27 protein-coding genes and 1 tRNA gene are annotated in these 22,607 nt (G+C 67.2%); 15 read left to right on the forward strand and 13 right to left on the reverse strand.

Annotated features, from left to right (window positions below; genetic code table 11):
• Positions 1-127 precede the first annotated feature (127 nt).
• The 6 genes from pyk (at position 128) to ATO11_RS08875 (ending at position 5,164) form a co-directional block, all read left to right on the forward strand.
• On the forward strand, positions 128-1,573 hold the full coding sequence (gene pyk, locus ATO11_RS08850) for a pyruvate kinase (RefSeq protein WP_050530460.1): 1,446 nt from the start codon (positions 128-130) through the stop codon (positions 1,571-1,573).
• A 32-nt stretch (positions 1,574-1,605) separates the two neighbouring features.
• Positions 1,606-1,836 carry a hypothetical protein gene (locus tag ATO11_RS08855; protein ID WP_050530624.1) on the forward strand — a complete coding sequence of 77 codons (231 nt, stop codon included), beginning with the start codon at positions 1,606-1,608 and terminating at the stop codon, positions 1,834-1,836.
• 658 nt (positions 1,837-2,494) lie between these two features.
• Complete coding sequence (gene rpmI, locus ATO11_RS08860; RefSeq protein WP_050530625.1) at positions 2,495-2,695, forward strand: 50S ribosomal protein L35; 201 nt, start codon at positions 2,495-2,497, stop codon at positions 2,693-2,695.
• A 13-nt stretch (positions 2,696-2,708) separates the two neighbouring features.
• Positions 2,709-3,074: a 50S ribosomal protein L20 gene (gene rplT, locus ATO11_RS08865; protein WP_050530461.1), complete on the forward strand. Its 366-nt coding sequence runs from the start codon at positions 2,709-2,711 to the stop codon at positions 3,072-3,074.
• Between the two features lie 177 nt (positions 3,075-3,251).
• Positions 3,252-4,316 (forward strand): Hint domain-containing protein, encoded by a 1,065-nt coding sequence (locus ATO11_RS08870; RefSeq protein ID WP_050530462.1) that lies wholly within the window; start codon positions 3,252-3,254, stop codon positions 4,314-4,316.
• A gap of 59 nt (positions 4,317-4,375) precedes the next feature.
• Positions 4,376-5,164, forward strand: coding sequence for a TerC family protein (locus ATO11_RS08875; protein WP_050530463.1), 789 nt, complete (start codon positions 4,376-4,378; stop codon positions 5,162-5,164).
• 1 nt (position 5,165) lies between these two features.
• Here the strand turns inward: ATO11_RS08875 and ATO11_RS08880 are convergent, their stop codons facing one another.
• The 5 genes from ATO11_RS08880 to ATO11_RS08900 form a co-directional block, all read right to left on the reverse strand.
• The gene (locus ATO11_RS08880; protein WP_050530464.1) at positions 5,166-6,134 is read right to left on the reverse strand and encodes a threonine dehydratase; all 969 of its coding nucleotides are present in this window, start codon (positions 6,132-6,134) and stop codon (positions 5,166-5,168) included.
• Positions 6,135-6,185: 51 nt separating this feature from the next.
• Positions 6,186-6,656, reverse strand: coding sequence for a hypothetical protein (locus tag ATO11_RS08885; RefSeq protein ID WP_050530465.1), 471 nt, complete (start codon positions 6,654-6,656; stop codon positions 6,186-6,188).
• Between the two features lie 145 nt (positions 6,657-6,801).
• The gene (locus ATO11_RS08890) at positions 6,802-7,701 is read right to left on the reverse strand and encodes a PhzF family phenazine biosynthesis protein (protein ID WP_423212705.1); all 900 of its coding nucleotides are present in this window, start codon (positions 7,699-7,701) and stop codon (positions 6,802-6,804) included.
• Between the two features lie 364 nt (positions 7,702-8,065).
• Complete coding sequence (locus ATO11_RS08895) at positions 8,066-8,296, reverse strand: DUF1150 family protein (protein ID WP_050530466.1); 231 nt, start codon at positions 8,294-8,296, stop codon at positions 8,066-8,068.
• Between the two features lie 4 nt (positions 8,297-8,300).
• The gene (locus ATO11_RS08900) at positions 8,301-8,714 is read right to left on the reverse strand and encodes an Hsp20 family protein (protein ID WP_050530467.1); all 414 of its coding nucleotides are present in this window, start codon (positions 8,712-8,714) and stop codon (positions 8,301-8,303) included.
• 157 nt (positions 8,715-8,871) lie between these two features.
• On the opposite strand from ATO11_RS08900, the gene ATO11_RS08905 reads away from it, so the two are divergent.
• A complete protein-coding gene (locus ATO11_RS08905; RefSeq protein WP_050530468.1) occupies positions 8,872-9,093 on the forward strand; it encodes a YdcH family protein in 222 nt (73 codons plus the stop codon).
• Between the two features lie 21 nt (positions 9,094-9,114).
• On the opposite strand, the gene ATO11_RS08910 is transcribed toward ATO11_RS08905, so the two are convergent.
• On the reverse strand, positions 9,115-9,705 hold the full coding sequence (locus tag ATO11_RS08910; RefSeq protein ID WP_050530469.1) for a GAF domain-containing protein: 591 nt from the start codon (positions 9,703-9,705) through the stop codon (positions 9,115-9,117).
• Positions 9,706-9,918: 213 nt separating this feature from the next.
• On the opposite strand from ATO11_RS08910, the gene purE reads away from it, so the two are divergent.
• Positions 9,919-10,404 (forward strand): 5-(carboxyamino)imidazole ribonucleotide mutase, encoded by a 486-nt coding sequence (gene purE, locus ATO11_RS08915; protein ID WP_050530470.1) that lies wholly within the window; start codon positions 9,919-9,921, stop codon positions 10,402-10,404.
• Positions 10,397-11,479, forward strand: a complete 1,083-nt coding sequence (locus ATO11_RS08920; RefSeq protein WP_050530471.1) for a 5-(carboxyamino)imidazole ribonucleotide synthase — start codon at positions 10,397-10,399, stop codon at positions 11,477-11,479. The genes purE and ATO11_RS08920 overlap by 8 nt, the downstream gene beginning before the upstream one ends.
• On the opposite strand, the gene hisA is transcribed toward ATO11_RS08920, so the two are convergent.
• Positions 11,476-12,198 carry a 1-(5-phosphoribosyl)-5-[(5-phosphoribosylamino)methylideneamino]imidazole-4-carboxamide isomerase gene (gene hisA / locus ATO11_RS08925; protein ID WP_050530472.1) on the reverse strand — a complete coding sequence of 241 codons (723 nt, stop codon included), beginning with the start codon at positions 12,196-12,198 and terminating at the stop codon, positions 11,476-11,478. The two genes, ATO11_RS08920 and hisA, sit on opposite strands and share 4 nt — an antisense overlap.
• Before the next feature lie 135 nt (positions 12,199-12,333).
• Between hisA and ATO11_RS08930 the strand changes: the two genes are divergently transcribed.
• Positions 12,334-12,720 carry a DUF2147 domain-containing protein gene (locus ATO11_RS08930; protein ID WP_050530627.1) on the forward strand — a complete coding sequence of 129 codons (387 nt, stop codon included), beginning with the start codon at positions 12,334-12,336 and terminating at the stop codon, positions 12,718-12,720.
• A gap of 162 nt (positions 12,721-12,882) precedes the next feature.
• Entirely contained in the window at positions 12,883-13,278 is a 396-nt protein-coding gene (locus ATO11_RS08935) for a DUF2147 domain-containing protein (protein WP_165586945.1), read from the forward strand.
• Between the two features lie 152 nt (positions 13,279-13,430).
• On the opposite strand, the gene hisH is transcribed toward ATO11_RS08935, so the two are convergent.
• The 4 genes from hisH to ATO11_RS08955 all read right to left on the reverse strand — a co-directional run bounded on the left by hisH (position 13,431) and on the right by ATO11_RS08955 (position 15,717).
• Positions 13,431-14,069: an imidazole glycerol phosphate synthase subunit HisH gene (gene hisH / locus ATO11_RS08940; protein WP_050530474.1), complete on the reverse strand. Its 639-nt coding sequence runs from the start codon at positions 14,067-14,069 to the stop codon at positions 13,431-13,433.
• A gap of 4 nt (positions 14,070-14,073) precedes the next feature.
• The gene (gene hisB, locus ATO11_RS08945) at positions 14,074-14,661 is read right to left on the reverse strand and encodes an imidazoleglycerol-phosphate dehydratase HisB (protein WP_050530475.1); all 588 of its coding nucleotides are present in this window, start codon (positions 14,659-14,661) and stop codon (positions 14,074-14,076) included.
• 137 nt (positions 14,662-14,798) lie between these two features.
• Positions 14,799-14,875: transfer RNA gene (locus ATO11_RS08950), tRNA-Met, on the reverse strand.
• A gap of 92 nt (positions 14,876-14,967) precedes the next feature.
• Positions 14,968-15,717, reverse strand: a complete 750-nt coding sequence (locus ATO11_RS08955) for an NHL repeat-containing protein (protein WP_050530476.1) — start codon at positions 15,715-15,717, stop codon at positions 14,968-14,970.
• Positions 15,718-15,786: 69 nt separating this feature from the next.
• On the opposite strand from ATO11_RS08955, the gene ATO11_RS08960 reads away from it, so the two are divergent.
• Both ATO11_RS08960 and ATO11_RS08965 read left to right on the forward strand, forming a co-directional pair.
• Complete coding sequence (locus tag ATO11_RS08960) at positions 15,787-16,452, forward strand: SDR family NAD(P)-dependent oxidoreductase (protein ID WP_050530477.1); 666 nt, start codon at positions 15,787-15,789, stop codon at positions 16,450-16,452.
• Positions 16,449-17,972, forward strand: coding sequence for a cryptochrome/photolyase family protein (locus ATO11_RS08965; protein WP_207382950.1), 1,524 nt, complete (start codon positions 16,449-16,451; stop codon positions 17,970-17,972). The genes ATO11_RS08960 and ATO11_RS08965 overlap by 4 nt, the downstream gene beginning before the upstream one ends.
• Before the next feature lie 19 nt (positions 17,973-17,991).
• Here the strand turns inward: ATO11_RS08965 and ATO11_RS08970 are convergent, their stop codons facing one another.
• Together ATO11_RS08970 and gloB are read right to left on the reverse strand one after the other, a co-directional pair.
• Entirely contained in the window at positions 17,992-18,996 is a 1,005-nt protein-coding gene (locus ATO11_RS08970; RefSeq protein ID WP_341271327.1) for a Hint domain-containing protein, read from the reverse strand.
• 219 nt (positions 18,997-19,215) lie between these two features.
• A complete protein-coding gene (gene gloB, locus ATO11_RS08975) occupies positions 19,216-19,983 on the reverse strand; it encodes a hydroxyacylglutathione hydrolase (protein WP_050530480.1) in 768 nt (255 codons plus the stop codon).
• A 128-nt stretch (positions 19,984-20,111) separates the two neighbouring features.
• On the opposite strand from gloB, the gene ATO11_RS08980 reads away from it, so the two are divergent.
• Entirely contained in the window at positions 20,112-21,017 is a 906-nt protein-coding gene (locus ATO11_RS08980; protein ID WP_242601391.1) for a sugar kinase, read from the forward strand.
• On the forward strand, positions 21,014-22,606 hold the full coding sequence (locus tag ATO11_RS08985; protein WP_050530481.1) for a GMC family oxidoreductase: 1,593 nt from the start codon (positions 21,014-21,016) through the stop codon (positions 22,604-22,606). The genes ATO11_RS08980 and ATO11_RS08985 overlap by 4 nt, the downstream gene beginning before the upstream one ends.
• The last annotated feature ends 1 nt before the right edge of the window (position 22,607 follow it).

The following is a 22,607-nucleotide window of genomic DNA, read 5'->3' on the forward strand; positions in this document are numbered from 1 at the left end:
CCGGAAATAGGCAATAAGACCCGCGAATGCGTTAGCGGTAACAGTCCTGCCGGGCCGGCGCGGCCCCGTGACCGGACAGTTGACGCGGCGGCATGAATGTTCGAAGCCACGCCCGGAGGTCCGACCCATGAGACGCAACCGAAACGTCAAGATCGTCGCAACCCTTGGTCCCGCATCGAGCGATTACAAGATGATCCGCGCGCTGCACGAGGCGGGCGCGGACGTGTTCCGGCTCAACATGAGCCACGGCTCGCATGAAGAGATCGCCGAACGCCACGGGATCATCCGCCAGATCGAGGCGGATGTGGGCTCTCCCATCGCGATCCTTGCCGACCTTCAGGGGCCCAAGCTGCGCGTGGGCACCTTTGCCAACGGTTCCGAGGAGCTTGAGGACGGGGCGAAGTTCCGGCTGGACCTCGACGATGCGCCCGGCGACGCGACCCGCGTGCAACTGCCACACCCCGAGATTTTCGAGGTGATGGAGCCGGGCAATGCGCTGCTGGTCAATGACGGCAAGATCCGGCTGAAGGTGCTGGAATGCGGGCCCGATTACGCCAATTGCGAGGTGATCGCAGGCGGCGAGATTTCCAACAACAAGGGCGTGAACGTGCCGGACGTGGTGCTGCCCCTTGCCGCGCTGAGCGAGAAGGACCGCACCGACCTGGAATTCGTGCTGCAGCTGGGCGTCGACTGGCTGGCGCTGAGTTTCGTGCAGCGGGCCGAGGACGTGCAGGAAGCGCGGGCGCTCGCAGGCGGGCGCGCGGCGATCATGTCGAAGATCGAGAAACCCGCGGCGGTCGAGAAGTTCGAGGAAATCCTCGCCGCATCCGACGGGATCATGGTGGCGCGCGGCGACCTGGGCGTCGAGTTGCCGGTGCAGAACGTGCCGCCGATCCAGAAGCGGCTGGTGCGCAAGTGCCGGGCGGCGGCCAAGCCGGTGATCGTGGCGACCCAGATGCTGGAATCGATGATCGAAAGCCCGATGCCCACCCGCGCCGAGGTGTCGGACGTGTCGGGCGCCATCTATGAAGGGGCGGACGCGATCATGCTGTCGGCGGAATCGGCGGCAGGTCATTACCCGGTCGAGGCGGTCACGACGATGAACAACGTCGCCGTCGAGGTAGAGAACGACCCGACCTACCGCGAGGTGATCGAGGCGTCGCGCAACGTCAAACGCTCGACCGTGGCCGATGGCATCGTCGCCGCCGCGCGCGAGATCGCCGAGGCGACGCATATCAAGGCGATCTGCTGTTACACCCAGTCGGGCGCGACGGCCCTGCTGGTGGCGCGCGAACGGCCATGGGTGCCGATCCTCGCGCTCAGCTCGCAACGCGGAACGGCGCGGCGGCTGGCCCTGACATGGGGCACCAATTGCGTGATGGCCGGAGAGCTGGAACGGTTCAAGATGGCGGTGGTCACGGCGGCGCGCGCGGCGCGGTCGGGCGGCTATGCCGGGCCCGAGGACCAGATCGTGGTGACGGCGGGCGTGCCCTTCAACATGACCGGCACCACCAACATCCTGCGGGTCGCCCCCTGCGACGAGCGTTTGATTTTCGCCGACGATCCGGAGTAGCGTCTGCACGACTTTGCAGGAGGTGTGTGACCGTGACGCTTGAACCCGACCTTGCCCTTGTGATCGGCCTCGTGGTCGGGGCGTTCTCGATCCCGGCCATCGTGTCCGCCCTGAGCGAAGCACGCGCGCCACGGGTGGCGGCGATCACCGTGCTGATCGCGGGCGGACTGGTCGCCTACGCGCTGGCGACGAAACCGGGCGGGTACACGCTGGAACAGATCCCGGACGTGTTCGTGAAGGTGGTGGCCCAGCTGATCGGGTAAGGCCGGTCGCTGCAGACGGGCCGTGGTGGGTCGAAGCGCGGCGGGCTGAAGCCCTTGATTCCGCGCTGGGGCAAAGCTGTTTGGTTGCGGACGGGCCGCGGCGCGTCGATCCACCCGGTCCGCTACTCACTTTATCCCTGCCAACCCCGCACTCCGCTCCAGCGACGCACCCAGCCCCGCCAAATCGACGTGCCGTAGGGGCGGCCCGTCCCCTCTCATCGATTTTTCATGGAAAAATCGACTGCCGGGCGACGGATGCGCGGCGGGCTGAAGCCCTTGATTCCGCGCTGGGGCATAGCGGTGTGGTCGCAGACGGGCCGCGGTGCGTCGATCTGACGGGTCTGCTGGGAGGTTTATCGTTGCCACGTCCTTGCGCCGCTCCAGCGACGCTCCCAGCCCCACCAAATCGACGTGCCGTGGGGGCGGCCCGTCGATGCGCGGCGGGCTGAAGCCCTTGATTCCGCGCGGGGTCTAGTTCGAACGGGCAACGGATGCGCGCCGGACGGTCACTCTTGATCTACGCCGCGATGGCTTTCCAGCCCCCGACATTTCCTCTTGCCCGGATGGCCATCGCCGCCTATAGCAGCGCTTCTAACCGCGCGGCCGGCCGATGTGGCATTGCCGAGTCGCGCGCACACGACCAGAGATGGAGACGGAAATGCCCAAGATGAAGACGAAATCGAGCTGCAAGAAGCGGTTCAAGATCACGGCCAAGGGCCGGGTCAAGGCGGGTCAGGCCGGCAAACGCCACGGCATGATCAAACGCTCCAACAAGTTCCTGCGCGATGCGCGCGGCACGACCACGCTGTCGAAGGCTGATGAGCAGATCATCAAGCCGATGATGCCCTACGCACGCTAAGGAGGTCTGACACATGGCACGCGTCAAAGGTGGGACCGTTACCCACGCCCGTCACAAGAAGATCACCGATCAGGCCAAAGGGTACTACGGCCGCCGCAAGAACACCTTCAAGGTGGCGGCACAGGCTGTCGACAAGGCCAACCAGTACGCCACGCGCGACCGCAAGAACCGCAAGCGCTCGTTCCGCGCGCTGTGGATCCAGCGCATCAACGCCGCCGTGCGCGCGCATGACGAAAGCCTGACCTATTCGCGCTTCATCAACGGCCTGGCGCTTGCCGGGATCGAGGTGGACCGCAAGGTGCTGGCCGACCTCGCCGTGCACGAGCCCGACGCGTTCGGCGCGATCGTGGACCAGGCCAAGGGCGCCCTGCCCGCCTGAACCGGCAGCGCCGGCTCCTGATACAGCCAAAGGCCGCGCCCCACGGGGACGCGGCCTTTTTTATTGCGCGTTTTTCGCCGATTAGCGGGTGTTAACCGGACCTTTCCCTATTCTTGCCACAATTCGCCGCTACTCCGCCTTCAAAAAGACAAGAAACGACATCGGGGCAGCACGCGCATGGCGCGGATCAGTGAACTTCACTACTCGAACGCCTATGCGCGGAATTCCGGCATTGCCGAATTCCTCGAAGTTGCGCTTGGCAACAACGAGGCGCCGGAAGACTTCACCGTCTCGTTCTACCAGGCCAACGGCACGGTCGGGTTCGAGATCACGCTCGACACGCCCGGCGTGCGGGTAACCGTCGATCCCGACAACGGCGAAACCGTTTATGTCATTTCCGCCGACACGTTCCCGATCCAGCTGACCGATCCCGATGGTGGCAGCGCCAACAACTACGAAGCCTTCGCGCTGACGAACACGTCGACCGTGCCGGGCACGGTGATCGATTTCTACGATATCGGCGGCGGCACGCAGAACATCACCGCGCTTGACGGCGTGGCGGCGGGGGCGGTGTCGACCAACCTGCCGGTGCTGGTGGGTCCGAACTCCACCACCACGACGCTGCAGTTCAACCAGCCCAACCCGACCACCCTGACCTACGATACGATCGGCGCGGGCGACACCGGCATCGCCTGTTTCGTCGCCGGCACGCCGGTGGACACACCCGACGGCCCCCGCCCGATCGAGACGTTGCAGCCCGGCGATCCCGTCTGCACCCGCGACGGCGGCGTGCAGACCCTGCGCTGGGTCGGCGGTGCGTGGGTGGACGGGACCGGCGCGAACACTCCCATCGCCTTTGAGCCCGGCGCGCTTGGCGCGACCGCGCGGGTCGAGGTCTCTCCCCAGCACCGGGTGCTGGTGACGGGCTGGCAGGCGGAACTGCTGTTCGGGCAGGACGAGGTGCTGGTTCCGGCGAAGGCGCTTGTGAACGGCGACAGCGTGCGCGCGGCACCGCGGGCGCGGGTCCGGTACGTGCACTTGCTGTTCGACGCCCATCACATCGTCACCACCTGCGGGCTGGCGAGCGAGAGCCTGTTCGCCGCCGCGACCGAGGCGGGCGCGGTCGCCGCGCTGGAAGAGGCGCGCGCGATGATCCCCGACCTCGCCCGCTTGTCGCCGCCGGATCACACCGCGCGGCCCTGCACCACGGTGGCCGAGGGCCGGGTCCTGCAACCGGCCTGACGGAACCCGCGTCCCGGCCCGGCGTTGGGGCGGCAGCATATGTCAAAAGAGGCAGACCGATGATCGAGCTTCTCTCCTCCCCCGAAGCATGGGCGGCACTCGCCGCGCTGGTGACACTGGAAATCGTGCTGGGGATCGACAACCTGATCTTCATCTCGATCGTCGCGGCCAAGGTACCGCAAGCGCAACAGGACACGGTGCGCAAGCTGGGCATCGGGCTGGCGCTGGTGATGCGGCTGGCGCTTCTGGCCGGGATCGCGTGGATCGTGCAGTTGACGACGCCCGTTTTCGACCTCGGCATCACCGGCAAGCCCGGCGCGCATGGCGAACCCACGTTCGAAACGGCGTTCAGCTGGCGTGACCTGATCCTGATCGCGGGCGGGGTGTTCCTGACATGGAAGGCGGTGAGCGAGATCCGCCACAAGCTGCACCCAGATACCGGCGCGAACGGCGTGACGGCGGCGGCCTCGGCCACGTTCGGCGCGGCGCTGGTGCAGATCGTGGCGCTCGACCTCGTCTTTTCCATCGACTCGATCCTGACGGCGGTGGGGATGACCGATCACCTGCCGATCATGGTGACGGCGGTGGTGATCGCGGTCGCCTTCATGCTGCTGGCCTCGGGCCCGGTGATGCGGTTCGTGCAGGCCAACCCGACGGTGGTGATGCTGGCCCTGGCCTTCCTGCTGATGATCGGGATGGTGCTGATCGCCGACGGGTTCGGGCGGCACGTGCCGAAGGGATACATCTATACCGCGATGGCCTTTGCCGCCTTTGTCGAGGCGCTGAACATGCTGGCGCGGCGGCGCCGGTTGCGGCGCGCGGCGAACGCGGGCACGCCCACGGTCTGACCTAGACGCGGGGCGTCGCGCCGCCGAGGACGGTGGCGAAGACATCGGTGTCGACGTTGCCGCCGGACAGGATGATGCCGACCTTGCGGCCCGAAAGCTGCTCTTTCTCGGCCATGGCGCAGGCCAGCGCCGCCGCGCCCGCGCCTTCGGCGACGTTGTGGGTCGTCTCGAACAGGGTGCGCATGGCGGCGGCGATCTGGTCCTCGCTCACCTCTTCGATCCGGGAGGCGCCGGTGCGGTACATGGCGAACGCCTCTTGCGAGGGGATGCGCACCGCCATGCCGTCGGCAAAGCTGCGCGCGGCGTTGGTCTCCACGATGCGTCCCGCCTCGACCGAGCGTTTGGCGGCGTTCGCCGCCTCGGCCACGACGCCCACGATTTCGGTCTTCAGGCCCAGCGCGTCGCGGGCGGCGATGGTGCCGCAGATGCCGGAGCCGAGGCCGATGGGGACGTAGACCACGTCGAGATCGGGGTGATCGGTGAACAGTTCCAGCCCGTAGGTGGCGACGCCACGCACCAGTTCGGGGTGGAAGGAGGGCACGAAGTAAAGACCCTGTTCGCGGGCGGCGCGGTCTGCTTCGACCCGCGCCTCGTCGAAATCGTCGCCGTGTTCGTGCAGTTCCGCACCGAAAGCCCGCATCGCGGCGTTCTTCTCCACCGAGTTGCCGCGCGGGGCGTAGATATGCGCCTCGAACCCCGCCGCCGTGGCGGCCAGCGCCTGGCTTTGCCCGTGATTGCCGCGCGTGGCGGTGACGATGCCGCGCTTGTCGGGATGGGCCTGTTTCAGCCAGTGCATGAAGGTCACGCCGCCGCGCACCTTGAAGGCGCCGGTGGGGGCGTGGTTCTCGTGCTTCACGATCAGGTCGGTGCCCAGCCGTTGCGACAGGAGCGGCCAGTTGCGGGACGGGGTGGGCGGAACCACGGTCTGGACAAGACCGTGCGCGGCTTCGAGCTGTGACAGGCTGAACATGGGCGCCCCTCGCGCTTTTGCGGATACCCCAAGGTCTAGGGGAACGGGGCGTCAGCGCAAGACCACCTGGTCCGCCGTCAGGATCACGGTGCCGTGGCGGGTGCCGCGCAGGAACTGGGAGCTGTAAACGAACAGGTTCTTGTAGACCTGTTCGCCGCTTGGGCACGTCGTTTTCGACGCATCGCGCGCATCGATGTAGCGGCGGCGGCCGCGTCGGTCTTCCTTGGGGTGTGCGCAAAGGAAGCTTTGCGAAGGTTTCAGGGAATAGCCGTCATAGCCGACATTCTGGTTGCGCCGCACCACGCGGCGGTTCGAGGGCGTCAGCGTGTTCCATCGGATCCAGCCCGATTCCTGCACCAGCACGATGAATTCCTCGCGCCCGTTGCCCGCGCCACGCCGCATGCAGCGCCCCGAGGGCAGTGCCGTCCAGCTACTGAACTGGCCCGACGTGCCGAAGTTGAGCCCGCCGCTCCAGTGGATGGCGACGCGGACCTTGCTGCCCGACTGGTTGCAAAACTCCATTGCTGTGGCCTGCGAAGTCCCCAGCAGGAGGGCAGAAATCAAGAAAAGGCGGTGCAGAAATCCGTGCGTCATAGGGAAACTCTTTCGACTCGAACGGGCAAAGAGTACGTCATCGCACTGCACGTTCAAGCGGCATGTGTCGGTGTCAAAGGTGCAGATCACCCGACATCAGCACGTGCCCCTGCCCCGTGACGCGGACGCCGGTGATGGCGTCGGGCGGGCCCAGCACCTCGACACGCGCGGTGCCGGGGCGGCCGAGGTCGTGGCCCTGCGCGGCGGTGTAGCGCGGGGTGTCGATCAGGCCGTGGTGCCAGAGATAGGCCGCCGCCGCGCCGGTGGCCGAGCCGGTGAAGGGGTCTTCCGGCGGCGAGGGTGGCAGCATCAGGAGACGTGAGAACGTGTCCCCCCGGCCCGTCCCGTCGAGCGTGACGAGGTAGGGTTCGCACATGTCCGCCGCGCCGCCCGCGAAGTCGCGGGCATAGGCGGGGGCTTCGTCGGGCCGAAGCCCGGCCCGCCTCAGCGCCTCCAGCGAGCGCACGAGCGTGATGCAGAAGGGCAGACCGGTGGAGGTGAATTGCGGCTGGCCGACGATGTCGCCCGGTTGCAGGCCCACAAGTGCCGCGACGCGCGCTGCCGGCACCTCGGCCCCGAAGGTGGGTGCGACCTGCATCATGGTGATCCAGCCATCGGCGACGGTGATCGCCACAAGCCCCGCGCCGGTTTCCAGCGAGCAGTCACCCGTCAGGACGCCGCGATGCAGGCAGGCGGCGACGGTGGCGATGGTGGGATGCCCGGCAAAGGGGATTTCGCGGGAGGCGAGGAAGTACCGCACCTTGAGGTCAGCCACGTCCGAATGTTCGGTGAAGGTGCATTCCACCAGCGAGGTTTCCCGTACGAAGGCCATGCAGGTGGCGTCGTCGAGCGCGCCCGCGTCATGCACCACCGCACAGCCATTGCCGCCGAACGGCCGGTCGGTGAAGGCATCGACCCAGTCGACCTTGTAGGACATGGTGTACTCCCCTTCGTTGCTGGTCGAGGGGAGCATGGAGGGCGCGCGGGGTCCAGCCCGGTGGAGGTGAAATCTCGTGATACAGCGGGCCAATCGCGCTCGATTTGGCTTGTTATCCTGCGCGGAATCAAGGGCTTTAGCCCGCCGCGCATCGTCGGGCCCTCCCCAGGCCCGGCGATTTGGCAGTCACATGCACTCGGACCGCATCTTTTGCGGGATTGAGAGATAAACGGCCCGGAAAACAGCGTCGGGTCGCCGGTCCAGGGCCCGACAGCGAACACGTGGAAGATCGCATCTAACCGACGGCGTCGAAATGAAACGCGTTCGGCGTTTTTTGCCTGCTCGCGCGGGTCGATGGATTTGCATGGGCGGGGCGCAGGGTGCCGCGCCCTTCACCCGATCAGTGAACGGTTACCGGGGCCATGTCGTTCTGACGTGCGAGGACGAAGGCCAGATGGCGGTCTTTCACCAGCGCAAGGCGCTCGCCCTCGGCATTGTGCACGGCATAGATCGTCTTGGCGCCCATCGCCTGCGGACGGATTTCGGCAGGCAATTCTGCCACGTCCACGGGGCGGACATAGACGATGTTGTTCGGGCCATCGAAGGCGTCGTGGTTCTGCTTGATATCCATGAACTTACCCTTTGTTGATCTTGATCGTCTGAACGATGGTCTCCGGCTGCGCCTTGGTCAGATCGACATGCAGCAGGCCGTTTTCCATCACGGCTTCACCCACCTCAACGCCGTCAGCCAGCACAAAGGTCCGTTGAAACTGGCGCGCGGCGATTCCGCGGTGCAGGAACACGCGTCCTTCACCGTCGTCGGCCTGGCGGCCACGGATCACCAGCTGGCGATCCTCGACCGTGATCGACAGGTCGGTTTCGGCGAAACCGGCCACGGCGAGCGTGATCCTGTAGGACAGGTCCGACGTCTGTTCGATATTGTAGGGCGGGTAGCCTTCGTTGCCGGATTTCGCGCTGCGTTCCAGCAGGCGTTCCAGCTGTTCAAACCCAAGCATGTGGGGATGGGTCCCCAGGGTCAGTTTGGTCATCGACACGTCCTCAATCCACAAGCGACAGTCCTGTCCGGGCCCCGTTCAGGCGACCCGTTGCATCGAATATGGGGAGCGGCGGCGGGTGACGCAAGGGCTTAACGGCGCGCCCCTGCTGCGCTACATTCGGGGTCCGAACCCGGAACAGAGCCTGCCCATGAACGCCCCATCCGACCTGTCGATGAAATGCGAGGACGTGCTGCGCGTCGAGCTTGAAGTGTTCCGGCAGGAGCACCGCGACCTCGACGAGGCGATCCGCGCGCTGCAGGACATGGGCCGCGACCAGCTGACGATCCAGCGCCTGAAGAAGAAGAAACTGGCGCTGAAGGACCGGATCGCGTTGATCGAGGACCGGCTGACCCCCGACATCATCGCCTGACCGCGACCCGTCCCCTGACCGTCAGGACAGGGTCAGGTACTGCCGGGTCAGCATCGCGGGCTGGTCGGACGGGTCCGGGTGGTCGCGGAACAGCGCCATCGCGAACAGGTCGGCGAGGGATTTGAGGAAATCGACCTCTTCGGTGTTGAACGCGTTGCGGTGCCGACATTCGACATTGAAGGCGAGGGACGCGTCGTTCGGCATGTCCACGACGAGGCAGGCCTCGGACGAGGAATGGGCGTCGCCGGCGATGTAGCGCAGGTCGGTGTTCACGTCGTTCAGCACGATGTCGTCGCCTGCTGACAGGGCCGACCGGATGACGCCGTTCTCACCCGAGCGGGAGAGGATTGACTGGACCCGGCAGACGTCCTTGGCGAAGGCGCTTTCGAGAGTGGCGTCGCGGGCATGACCGACCAGCACCGGAGTGCAGCCGGGCGCGATGTGGACAAGGGCGCTGCGCCGGAAACCGAGCAGGGCGTCAAACGCGTCGAGGGCTTTGATGAAGCGCATGCCGAGAGGCCACGCACCGGTCGACACGGCAGACAGGATCGCATGCATCGCTGCGTCCATTGCCACGTCCCGGTTCGTCACCACCTGAGCCTGCGAATTCATCGGCGGCCCCCTCGTTCACTCACAAACTCTTCCCTCTGCGCCGATAAGGGACGCAGGTTGCGCGAAATTCAACCCCTGAGGTAGTGAAACACATGACCGTGATGGTGTGGCGCGAACCGACGACGGGGGGGCGACGGACGCCGAACACGTGCTAAGTCATTGCAGAGAACCAAGTCGCGGCTATAGTGCGCCGCTCTATCCAAGGGGGCGGCAATGGGCATCACCACCGGCATCATCATGGGGTCGCAATCGGATTGGGCCACGATGAAGGAAGCGGCCGACATCCTCGACGAATTGGGCGTGGGGTACGAGACGCGAATCGTGTCGGCCCACCGCACGCCGGACCGGTTGTGGGAGTATGGCCGAACGGCGGTCGACCGGGGCCTGAAGGTCATCATCGCGGGCGCGGGCGGCGCGGCGCACCTGCCGGGGATGATGGCGTCGAAAACCCGCGTGCCGGTGATCGGCGTGCCGGTCCAGACGCGGGCGCTGTCGGGTGTCGATTCGCTTTATTCCATCCTGCAGATGCCGCGCGGCTATCCCGTGGCCACCATGGCGATCGGCGCGGCGGGGGCGGCCAATGCGGGCCTGATGGCGGCGCAGATGCTGGCGATGAACGATGCCGACCTTGCCGCGCGCGTCGATGCGTGGCGCGCGGCGCTGACGGCCTCGATCCCCGAGGAGCCGCGCGATGAGTGACGCAAGCCCCCTGCCCCCCGGATCGGTCATCGGCATCCTCGGCGGCGGCCAGTTGGGGCGAATGCTGTCGGTCGCGGCCTCGCGCCTTGGCTACAAGACCTGCATTTTCGAACCGGGCGGCGATTGCCCGGCGAGCCACGTCGCCAATTTCCATTTCAAGGCGTCCTACGACGATACCGAGGCGCTGGCGCGCTTCGCCGAGGCCGTCGACGTCATCACCTACGAGTTCGAGAACATCCCGACCTCGGCACTTGATGCGCTGGACGCGGTCAAACCGATCCGTCCGGGGCGGGAGGCGCTGCGGGTCAGCCAGGATCGGCTGGTGGAGAAGGAATTCCTTGAAGGTCTCGGCCTGTCGGTCGCGCCCTTCGCGGACGTGCCGGATGGCGCGGCGCTAGAGGCCGCGATTGCCCGGATCGGGACGCCCGCGATCCTGAAGACCCGCCGCTTCGGGTATGACGGCAAGGGGCAGGCGCGGATCATGGAGCCGGGCGACGCCGCCGGGGCGCTGGCCGACATGCAGGGCGCACCCGCGATCCTTGAAGGTTTTGTCGATTTCGAGCGGGAAGTGTCCGTGATCGCGGCGCGGGGCGTGTCGGGGGAGGTCGCCTGTTTCGATCCGGGCGAGAACGTGCATGAGGGCGGCATCCTGCGCACGACCACGGTGCCCGCGACACTCAGCACAGCGCAGCGCACTGATGCGGTGCTGCTGGCGGGCCGTATCCTCAACGCGCTCGATTACGTGGGCGTGATGGGGGTGGAATTGTTCGTGACGCCCGCGGGGCTGGTGGTGAACGAGATCGCACCACGGGTCCACAATTCCGGCCACTGGACGCAGAACGGCTGCGTCACCGACCAGTTCGAGCAACATATCCGCGCCGTGGCGGGTCTGCCTTTGGCGGACGGGTCACGCCATGCCGACGTGGTGATGGAGAACCTGATCGGCGACGACATGGACCGCCTGCCCGACCTGATCGCGGACCCCAAGGCGGGCGTGCACCTTTACGGCAAGGCCGAGGTCAAGGCGGGCCGCAAGATGGGCCACGTCAACCGGCTGGTGCCGCGCACCTCTTAACCGCGCAGGGCGGCAAGCGCCGCGGCAAGGTCGATGGCCCCGTCATACAGCGCGCGGCCCGAGATCGCCCCGTCCAGGTCGGCCCCGCAATCGCGCAGCGCGATGAGGTCGTCGATGGACGACACCCCGCCCGAGGCGATGACCGGGATGTCGACCGCGCGGGCCAGGTCGGCAGTCGCGGGCACGTTCGGTCCCTTCATCGCGCCGTCGCGGGTGATGTCGGTATAGATGATCGCGGCCACGCCCGCGTCCTCGAAGGACCGGGCGAGGTCGGTCGCCTGCACGTCGGTCTCTTCCGCCCAGCCCTTGGTCGCGACGCGGCCATGGCGGGCGTCGATCCCGACGGCGACCTTGCCGGGGAAGGCGCGGGCGGCCTCGCGCACGAGGTCGGGGTTCTCGACCGCGACGGTGCCGAGGATGACGCGGGCGAGGCCCTTCTCGATCCAGCGCGCGATCGTGGCCATGTCGCGGATACCGCCGCCCAGTTGCGCGGGCACCGGGCAGGCGGCGAGGATCGCCTCGACCGGGGCGGCGTTGACCGGCTCGCCTGCGAAGGCGCCGTTCAGGTCGACGAGGTGCAGCCATTCGCACCCGGCATCGACGAAGGCGCGGGCCTGCGCGGCGGGATCGTCGTTGAACACGGTGGCGCTGTCCATTTCGCCATGCACAAGGCGCACGGCCTGCCCGTCCTTCAGGTCAATCGCGGGATAGAGGATCATGGGGCGCTCTCCGGTTCGGGGTCGGCGGCGCTTTGCCAGACGTGGCGTCGGGATGCAACGCGACCCGACGTCATTCTTGATTTGCGCGCCTGCCATGACGCAGCGTGCGGGCCACCACTCAAGGGAGGAATGGATATGAAGAAAGTTTGGATGGCGGTAGCCGCCCTTGCAATGAGCGCCAGCACCGCGATGGCGGCAGACCCGGTCCTCGGCATCTGGAAGACGCAGGTGGACGACGGCAACTATGCCCACATCAAGATGGTGCAGTGCGGATCCAAGATCTGCGGCTCGATCCTGCGCGCGTTCAATTCGAGCGGCGAGTTCGCGACCGAGAACAAGGGCAAGAACCTTGTCTGGGACATGGTCCCGCAGGGCGGCGGTTCGTACAAGAGCGGCAAGATCTGGCAGCCCTCGACCGACAAGGTCTATCGCTCGAAAATGTCGCTGTCGGGCAACACGCTGAAAGTTTCGGGCTGTGTCGGCCCGATCTGCAAGAAGCAGACCTGGACGCGCGTCCAGTAACGGCAGGCGCTTTTCGGCCGATGGCCGGCGCAAGGATTTCGGGGGGCGGGAAGATTTTTCATCCCGCCCCTTTTCACGTGGTACAAGGTTTCCCATATTCATCGCGCTGCCGACCGGCGATCATCGCCGGCGCTGCCAGTATCGCTGAAAGGAGTGATGCCGGTGACACGTATTCTCAAGGTTCTGACGTCCGTTGCCGTGATCGGTTTCGTGGCGGGCGTGGCCTCTGCGCAGGATGCGCGCGGGCTGTGGCTGACGCAGGCCGACAAGAAAGACCAGGTCGCGCAGGTGGAATCCGTGCCCTGTGGCGCGGCCCTATGCGGGACCATCGTGAAGGTGTTCGATGGCTCGGGCACCCAGATCTCGCACCCCAACGTGGGCAAGCGCGTGTTCTGGGACATGCAACCCATTGGCAACGGCAAGTATGAAGGCATGGCCTTCGTGCCCGCCCACAACAAGAATTACCGCGCCACGATGCAGGTGATGGGCAGCGAGATGCTGGTCAAGGGTTGCCTTGGCCCCGTCTGCCAAAGCCAGCTCTGGCAGCGCGTACAGTAACGGCCCGGTCGGGTGAGATCACCCGACCTACATCCTGACGGACAGCTGGCGTAGGACGGGTGCGCGCACCCGTCACGCGTGGCGGGAGGCAAGCTCCCGCCCTACCCCCTTGCTCGTCCCGTAGGTCGGGTGCTCGCACCCGACCCCCGCGGTCAGGGGGTCCAGTCAAGGAAATTGCGGATCATGCGCAGGCCCGTGGCGGCGCTCTTTTCCGGGTGGAATTGCGTGCCGACCATCGTGTCGCGCCCCACAACCGCCGTGATGTCGCCCGCGTAATCGGCATGCGCCAGCCGGTGCGCGGGATCGGCGACCTCGAACTGGAAGGAATGCACGAAATAGGCGTGATCGCCGGTGGCGATGCCGTCCAGCACCGGGTGGGGCGCCTCGATCACGAGGTCGTTCCAGCCCATGTGCGGCACTTTCAGGGATGCGTCAGAAGGCTTGATCGCCGCCACCGTCCCGCCGATCCAGTCGAACCCCGGCGTCTCGGCATATTCCAGCCCGCGTGTCGCCATCATCTGCATCCCGATGCAGATGCCGAAGAAGGGCCGCCCGCCACGGACCACCGCCTCTTCCATCGCCTCGAACACGCCGCGATGGTCAAACAGCGCGCGCCGGCAGGCCGGGAAGGCCCCGTCCCCCGGCAGCACGATCCGGTCCGCCGCGCGGATCACCTCCGGATCGGAGGTCACCGTCACCGCGCCCGCGCCGGCCTCGTCCGCCATGCGGGCAAAGGCCTTGTGCGCGGAGTGCAGGTTGCCGCTGTCGTAGTCGATGATCGCGGTGGTCATGGGGTCAGAGCGCGCCCTTGGTCGAGGGCACCGCGTCCGACCGGCGCGGATCGGGTTCCACCGCCTCGCGCAGCGCGCGCGCCACGGCCTTGAACGCCGCCTCGGCGATGTGGTGGCTGTTCACGCCGTGCAGCTGGTCCACGTGCAGCGTGATGCCGCCATGGGTGCTGAAGGCCTGGAAGAACTCGCGCACCAGTTCGGTATCGAAGGTGCCGATCTTGGCGGTCGGCAGGTCGAGCGTCCAGACAAGGTAGGGCCGCCCCGACAGATCGAGCGCCGCGCGCACCTGCGCGTCGTCCATCGGCAGGTGGCACGCGCCGTAGCGGCGGATGCCGCGCTTGTCGCCCAGCGCCTCCGCCAGCGCCTGTCCCAGCGCGATGCCCGTATCCTCGACCGTGTGGTGATCGTCGATATGCAGATCGCCCGTCGCCCGCACCGTCATGTCGATCAGCGCGTGGCGCGCCAGCTGGTCGAGCATGTGGTCGAAGAACCCGACACCGGTCTGGTTGTCGTACTCACCCGTTCCGTCGAGGTCGACGGTGACGGTGATGTCGGTCTCGGCTGTCTTGCGCGTGATCGTGGCGCGGCGCATGGGGCGTCCTCCTTGGGCTGGCCACCGGCCTTCTAGGCCCCTGCGCCGGTCTGCGGAAGGGGCGGCGGGCAAGATTGCGTACGGTTGCGGCGAAAAAGCCAACCGGGTGACGCGCGGTTTACCGATGCAAGGAAGGGTGGTGGCGGTACAGGGACTCGAACCCCGGACACAAGGATTATGATTCCTCTGCTCTAACCAACTGAGCTATACCGCCGAACCGTGCGGGTGAGTACGGATTTGCCGCGCGGGGGTCAAGGGGGCGCGGCGCGGATTTTTGCACCCGTCGCCACGTCGCGCGGACGCGGTTCAGAACATCATGCAATCGGCCCCCGGATCGTCCAGCGTTCCGGTCGTTGGCGGGGTATAGGTGAAGGCCGCGATCCGCGCGCCCTGGTCGAAGCCCACGAACAGCGCATCGTCGCCTGGACGCAGCGCCACGCCCTCGGGGTCGCGCCCGTAGGCGATCAGCGGCACGCGACCGACCAGTCCGCCATCCGCCTCCAGCACCCACAGCGCGTTGGTCCCTTCCCAGTCGTCCACCACCAGCAGATGCCCGGTGCGCGGGTCGCGGGCGATGCCCTGCGGCTCGACCAGGGGCGGGTCGAAACTTTCGCCCGCGATCTGGCTCACAACCTCGCCCGCCGGGTCGATCCAGACAAGGCGCGCCGGGTCATCCTCGACCAGCACCATGCCGCCGCCCGGCAGGCCCACCATGCCCTCGGTATCCATGCCCACGCCGATCCGGTAGGGCGCGCCGCGCGGCTCGCCCGATTTCGACAGGCGCTGGTAGCGGCCCAGCCCGTCGGCCACGATCACGTCCTCACCCATAACGGTCAGCGCCTTGACGCGGTAAAGGTCGCTGGACCAGCGGCGCAATTCCTCGCCTGCCAGCGTGACCAGCACGACCTCCCGCCCCTCGTTCGCGATCCACAGGCCGCAGAACGTGGGATCGTATTCCAGCGATGCGGGTTGGTTCAGGGCATAGAAGTCGCGCAGCTCCAGTTCCTGCGCGGCGGCGGGCAGCGAAAGGGCGGCAAGGGCGGCGAAAATGCGCATTCCGGGGTCTCCGGTCTCGTCACCGTCAAGTGTGGCCCTAGGTCCTGACCGGTCAAGGGTGGAGTTGAGATGTCGAAGGCATTGGTGATCGGACATTCCGGCGGGATCGGAAGCGCGTTGGCGGCCGAACTCGACGCGCGCGGGTACGAGGTGACGGGGCTGTCCCGGTCGACCGAGGGGCTGGATGTGACCGACGAGGCGAGCGTCGCCTCCGCCATCGGGGCGCTGACAGGTCCGTTCGACGTGATCCTCTGTGCCACCGGCGCGCTGGAGATCGACGGGGCGGTGCCGGAGAAAACCATCCGCGCCCTCACCCCCAAGGCGATGCTTGACCAATTCGCGCTGAACGCCGTGGGTCCGGCGATGGTGATGAAACATGCAGGCCCCCTGCTGCCGCGTGACCGGCGGGCGGTGATGGCGGTCCTGTCGGCGCGGGTGGGGTCGATCGGGGACAACCGGATCGGCGGCTGGTACGCCTACCGCACGGCCAAGGCGGCGGTGAACCAGGTGGTTCACACGGCGGCCATCGAGCTGGCGCGGACACACAAGCAGGCGATCTGCGTCGCGCTGCATCCGGGCACGGTCGCCACGAAGTTCACCGAGAAATACGCGGGCCGGCACAAGACAGTCCCGCCGCAGGAGGCCGCCGCGAATCTGCTGGACGTGCTGGCGGGTCTGACCGCTGACCAGTCCGGCGGGTTCTTCGACTACAGCGGTGCCGAGGTGCCGTGGTGACCCGGCTTGTCCTGGTTCTGGGCGACCAGTTGAGCCCCGATGTCGCCGCGCTGAAGGCCGCCGACAAGGCGACCGACGTGGTCGTCATGGCCGAGGTCGGGGACGAGGCGACCTATGTCAAGCACCACCCCAAGAAGATCGCGCTGATCCTGTCCGCGATGCGCAAGTTCGCGGCGCGTCTGGAAGATGACGGGTGGGATGTACGCTATACCAGGCTGGACGATCCCGAGGCGTCGGAGTCCATCGGGGGCGAGTTGTTGCGCCGGGCGGAAGAGACCGGGGCCGACAGCGCCATCATCACCGAGCCGGGGGAGTGGCGGCTGATCTCTGCCCTGCGGCATCTGCCCTTGAAGACCGAGATGCTGGAGGACGACCGATTCGTCGCCTCCCATGCCGAGTTCGAAAAGTGGGCCGAGGGGCGCAAGGCGCTGCGGATGGAGTATTTCTATCGCGAAATGCGCCGCAAGACGGGCCTGTTGATGGACGGGGACGACCCGGCAGAGGGCAAGTGGAATTTCGACCACGACAACCGCAAGCCCGCGCCCGATGACGTGACCCACGACCCGATCTGGTTCGAGCCGGACGACACGGTCGAGGAGGTTCTGGCGTTGGTCGAGAGCCGGTTCGGCAACCATTTCGGGGACCTGCGGCCCTTTGGGTTTGCCACTGACGCCGCGCAGGCCGAACAGGCGCTTGATCACTTCATGGACAAGGCGCTGCCGAAATTCGGGGACTACCAGGACGCGATGCTGTCGGATCACCGCTTCCTCTATCACTCGATCCTGTCGCCCTACATCAACATCGGGCTTCTGGACCCGGTGGAGGTGTGTCGCCGGGCGGAGGCCGAGTACCGTGCAGGCCGCGCGCCGATCAACGCGGTCGAAGGGTTCATCCGGCAGATCATCGGCTGGCGCGATTACGTGCGGGGCATCTATTTCCTTGAAGGGCCGGATTATACGTCGCGCAACGTGCTGGGACATGACCGCGACCTGCCGGGGTTCTATTGGGGCAAGCCCACGAAGATGAACTGCGTGTCGAACGCGGTGGAGCAGACGGGGACGGACGCCTATGCCCATCACATCCAGCGGCTGATGGTGACGGGTAATTTCGGGCTCTTGGCGGGGGTCGATCCGCACGCGCTGCACGAGTGGTATCTTGAGGTCTATGCCGACGCGTTCGAATGGGTGGAGGCCCCCAACGTGATCGGCATGTCGCAGTTCGCCGATGGCGGGGTCATCGCGTCGAAACCCTATGTCTCGTCCGGCGCGTACATCAACCGCATGTCGGATTACTGCAAGGGATGCTCGTACTCCGTCAGCACCAAGACCGGCGACAAGGCGTGCCCCTTCAACCTGCTTTACTGGCATTTCCTGATGCGCCACCGGGAGCGGTTCGGGAACAATCCGCGCATGGCGCAGATGTACCGCACGTGGGACCGGATGGACGAAGAGCGGCGCGAGGCGGTGCTGCGCGATGCCGACAGGTGGCTGAAAAAGCTGGATGCGGGGGAGGTCGTCTGACCCCGCCCCGTCCTTGGTCTCAGGCGCTGTAGCGCAACAGGGCGGCCTCGGGCCGGGACAGGTTGCGCCGCACGTAGTCGCCGAAATCGTCGGGATCGACGGTCAGGTCGGCGCAGACGTCCAGCAATCGCAGGTGATCGGCGGTGTCGAGCGTCGACAGCGCGACGTTGCCGGGATGGAAGCTTTCGGTTTCCAGCCCGTCGGCGCGCAGGATCTCGTGCCGGGGTGTCATCAGGTGCAGGTACGTCACCTCCCGCACCGTCAGGTCGATGGTCACCGACCCACCGTTGACGAGGTCGCGGGCGCGCACCAGCACTTCGTCGGTGTTGAACAATTCCTGCGCCACCGCGCCCTTCACCACGATGCGGTGATCCGGAGAGACGAGGCTGTCGCGGTCCGGCGCGTCATGGCCGAACGCGCCCCAGCGCAGGCGGATCGGGCGCAGGCGCGGCATCGCGAACAGGCGCGCGCCGGTCATCTTGCGACCGCCCATCCAGACGATGGGCTGGGCGCCGTTGTCCATGGTCTGCACCATGTCGCCTTCGCGCAGGTCCTCGACCCGGCGGCGGCCTTCGGGCGTGTCGATCAGCGTGCCGGGGGTGAAACAGATGACGCCGCCGCCGTGATCGGCCTGCGGATCGCCGAAATCGTCGGCCCCGGCCCCGGACCCGGACGGGTCGTCGTCGTGCAGCGCATGCGTCACGACCCACAATTCGGTGCCCTTCGGGGGCATCTCGCCCAGGCACATGACCAGCGGATCGCGCGACGGCCCGACCGGGATCAGCGTCAGCGTGTAGCTGCGCCGCCCATCCGTCACCGTGAAACAGGCGTCGCCCAGTTCGTCTTCGTCCACGTCGTCCTGGAATTCGGCATGCTGCGCCAGCCCGACAAGGCGCGATACCATGCGCGCGGCGCCCCGCCGCAACGCCACATCCTCTTCCCGCATCCCAAGTCTCAGCACCGTACCCGGTCCATCCACGCGCAGGGCGTCGCCCTGCCAGGACCAACTTGCACCGACCTCCATCGCGCCCAGCGGGGGCGCCTGAAGGCCGTCAATCTCAGTCTGTGACCATGGGATGATAAACGTGCCACATGTGCGCGCGTTCATTACCCTGCTCTGCCTCGGTCTTGTTTTTATTGAAACCGGCATAACAGCCGGGGGCCGGACTGCCTACCCGACGGAGTGCGTCGGGGCTCCGATTGTCACATGTTTACCGCACCTTTGGCGGTGTTCTTCACGCGGTCAGGCGGCGTCCTTCATCTGGCGCACGCGGGCAAAGACCTCGGCATCGGTGGCGTCCCGCATTCCGAGGTGCACGCGCAGGGCCGGATCGGCGGCGCGCAGGAAGGGATTGGTCGCCTTTTCGGCGGCGATCGTGGTGGGCACGGTGGGCAGGCCGTCGGCCCTGAGGCGCGACACCTCCGCCGCCCGATCCTTGAGCGCGGCGTTGTCCGGGTCCACCGTCAGGGCGAAGGCGGCGTTGCTGGCGGTGTATTCATGCGCGCAGTAGACCACCGTGCTGTCGGGCAGCGCGGCGAGCTTTTGCAGGCTGTTCCACATCATCGGCGCGTCACCTTCGAAGATGCGCCCGCACCCCATCGCGAAGAGCGTGTCGCCGGTGAACACCACGCCCGCGCCACCGATCACGTAGTTCACCATGTCGAGCGTGTGGCCCGGCGTGTGCAGCACGCCCACCTCGTGCGCGCCCAGCGCCAGCGTGTCGCCCTCGTCCACCTGCCGGTCGAGGCCCGTCACGGGCTTGCCGCGCGGCACCGGTCCGGTCACCTGCGCGCCGGTGTCCTCCTTCAACTCGGCCAGCCCGTCGGTGTGGTCCCAATGGTGATGGGTGATCCAGATCTGCGTCAGTTGCCAGCCCGTGGCTTCCAGCGCGTCCTTTGCCGCCCTGGCGCTGCCCGCGTCGATGCAGGCGGTCTCGCCGCTGTCTGGGTCGTGCACCAGCACGCCGTAATTGTCGGAATTGTAGGCGAACTGGTGGAACTGGAGCGTCATGGCGGGCCCTTCTCTGCACGGTGCCCGGACAGTCTAGCGTCCGTGGCCCGCTCCGCAACGCCCGCTTGCCATGGCCCCGCGCCTTGCCCCAAGGTGCGGCGCGGGAACAGGGGAAGGGCCGCACCGCGATGGGACTGACGATTGCCTGTATCGGCGAAGTGATGATCGAGCTGTCGGCACCCGAAGGGTCCGCCGCGCGGGTCGGCACGGCGGGCGATACGTTCAACTGGGCGGTCTACCTGCGCCGGTCGCTGGGAGAGGAGCACCGGGTGCGGTACGTCACCGCGCTGGGCCACGACCCGTTCAGCGCCCGGATCACCAAGGCCATCGAGGCCGAGGGCATCGCCACCGACCGCATCCTGCGCCACCCGACCCGCCTGCCCGGCCTGTATGCCATCACGCTCGACCACGCGGGCGAGCGCAGCTTCCACTACTGGCGGTCCGAGGCCGCGGCGCGCACGATGTTCGACGACGACGCCGGGATCGACGCGCTCGACGGCGCGGACGTGGTGGCGCTGTCCGGCATCACGCTCGCCATCCTGCCCGACGCCGCGCGCGAACGCCTGTTCGCGCATCTGGCGACGGCCCGCGCCGACGGGCTGCAAGTGGCGTTCGACAGCAATTACCGCCCCGCCCTATGGCCCTCGGGAGGGGCCGCGCGGGAGGTGATGGAAAGGATGTGGGCGCTGACCGACATCGCCCTGCCCTCGGTTGACGACGAGATGGCCATGGCCCCGAACGAGACCGCCGAGGCCATCGCGGCGCGGTTCAGCGCCATGCCCTTGCGCGCCGGAGCCCTGAAACGCGGGGCGACCGGGCCGCTGGGCCTGACGACGGGGGCCGCCCCGGACCTGCCCGCCGTGACCCGCGTGGTCGACAGCACTGCCGCCGGAGACAGCTTCAACGGCGCGTTCCTTGGCGCGGTGCTGCAGGGCGGGGACGAGGCGGCGGCGCTGGCGGCTGGCCATGCCTGCGCCTCCCGCGTGATCTGCCACCACGGCGCCATCGTGCCCCGCGCCGACTGGGACGCATGACTGCCGACACCGACATCCTGATCGTCGGCGCGGGCACCGCCGGTTGCGTGCTGGCCAACCGCCTCAGCGCCGATGGCCGCACCCGCGTCACCCTGCTGGAAGCCGGGAAGGACGACCGCACCTTCTGGGTGCCGATCCCGGTCGGTTACCTCTTCACCATGGGCAATCCGCGCACCGACTGGATGATGCGCACGGCGGAAGAGCCGGGGTTGGGCGGCCGCTCCCTCCCCTATCCGCGCGGCAAGGTGCTGGGCGGGTGTTCGTCGATCAACGGGATGCTGTACCTGCGCGGGCAGGCCGCCGATTACGACGGCTGGCGGCAGATGGGCAACGCTGGCTGGGGCTGGGACGACGTGCTGCCCTATTTCCTGCGCTCCGAAGACCACCACGCGGGTGGCGAGGGGCATGGGCAGGGCGGCGACTGGAAGGTCACGACGCAGCGTTTGCATTGGGATATCCTCGACGCCGTGGCCGAGGCAGCGGCCGAGATGGGCGTGCCGCCCACGCCCGACTTCAACACCGGCGACAACGAAGGGTCGGGGTATTTCGAGGTCAACCAGCATCGCGGCACCCGCTGGTCGGCGGCACGCGGCTTCCTGCGGCCCGCCAAGGGGCGCGCGAACCTGCGCATCCGCACCGAATGCGAGGTGCGTCGGCTGACATGGGATGGCACCCGCGTAACCGGCGCGGTGGTGCGCGACCGGGGCGCGGAACGGACGATCACGGCGCGGGAGGTCATCCTGTGCGCCGGGTCGATCAACTCGCCCAAGGCGCTGGAACTGTCTGGCGTTGGCAGCCCCGAGAGGTTGAAAGCATTGGGCATCGACCCGGTGATCGACCTGCCGGGCGTGGGGGAGAACCTGCAGGACCATTTGCAGATCCGCACCGTGTTCGAGGTGTCGAACGCCGTGACGCTGAACCAGCTGGCCAATTCTTGGACCGGCAAGGCGCGGATGGCGCTGGAATACATGGTGCGCCGGTCGGGGCCGCTGGCGATGGCGCCCAGCCAGTTCGGCCTCTTCACCCGGTCGGATGCGTCGCGGGCGACGCCGAACGTGGAATATCACGTCCAGCCGCTGTCCTGCGACCGGCTGGGCGGGCCGCTGCACGACTTTCCCGGCATCACCGTGTCGGTCTGCAACCTGCGCCCCGAAAGCCGGGGCACCTGCCACATCACCACGACCGATCTGGACAGCCAGCCGGACATCCGGCTGAACTACCTCTCCACCCCCGGCGACCGGCAGGTCGCGGTGGACTCGATCCGGCAGGCGCGGGCACTGATGGCGACCCGAGCCATGGCCCCCTACGCCCCGCGCGAACGCCTGCCGGGGCCGGAAACCGACGATGCCGACCTCGCCGCCAAGGCGGGAGAGATCGCGACGACGATCTTCCACCCCGTCGGCACCTGCAAGATGGGGCATGACCCGATGGCGGTCGTGGATGACCGCCTGCGCGTGCACAAGGCGCGGGGGCTGCGGGTCGTCGATGCCTCGATCATGCCGACGATCACCTCTGGCAATACCGCCTCGCCTGTGGTGATGATCGCCGAGAAAGCCGCCGACATGATCGCCGAAGACCTGAAAGGATAGG

This window comes from Pseudaestuariivita atlantica, from assembly GCF_001205715.1.
Classification (GTDB): domain Bacteria; phylum Pseudomonadota; class Alphaproteobacteria; order Rhodobacterales; family Rhodobacteraceae; genus Pseudaestuariivita; species Pseudaestuariivita atlantica.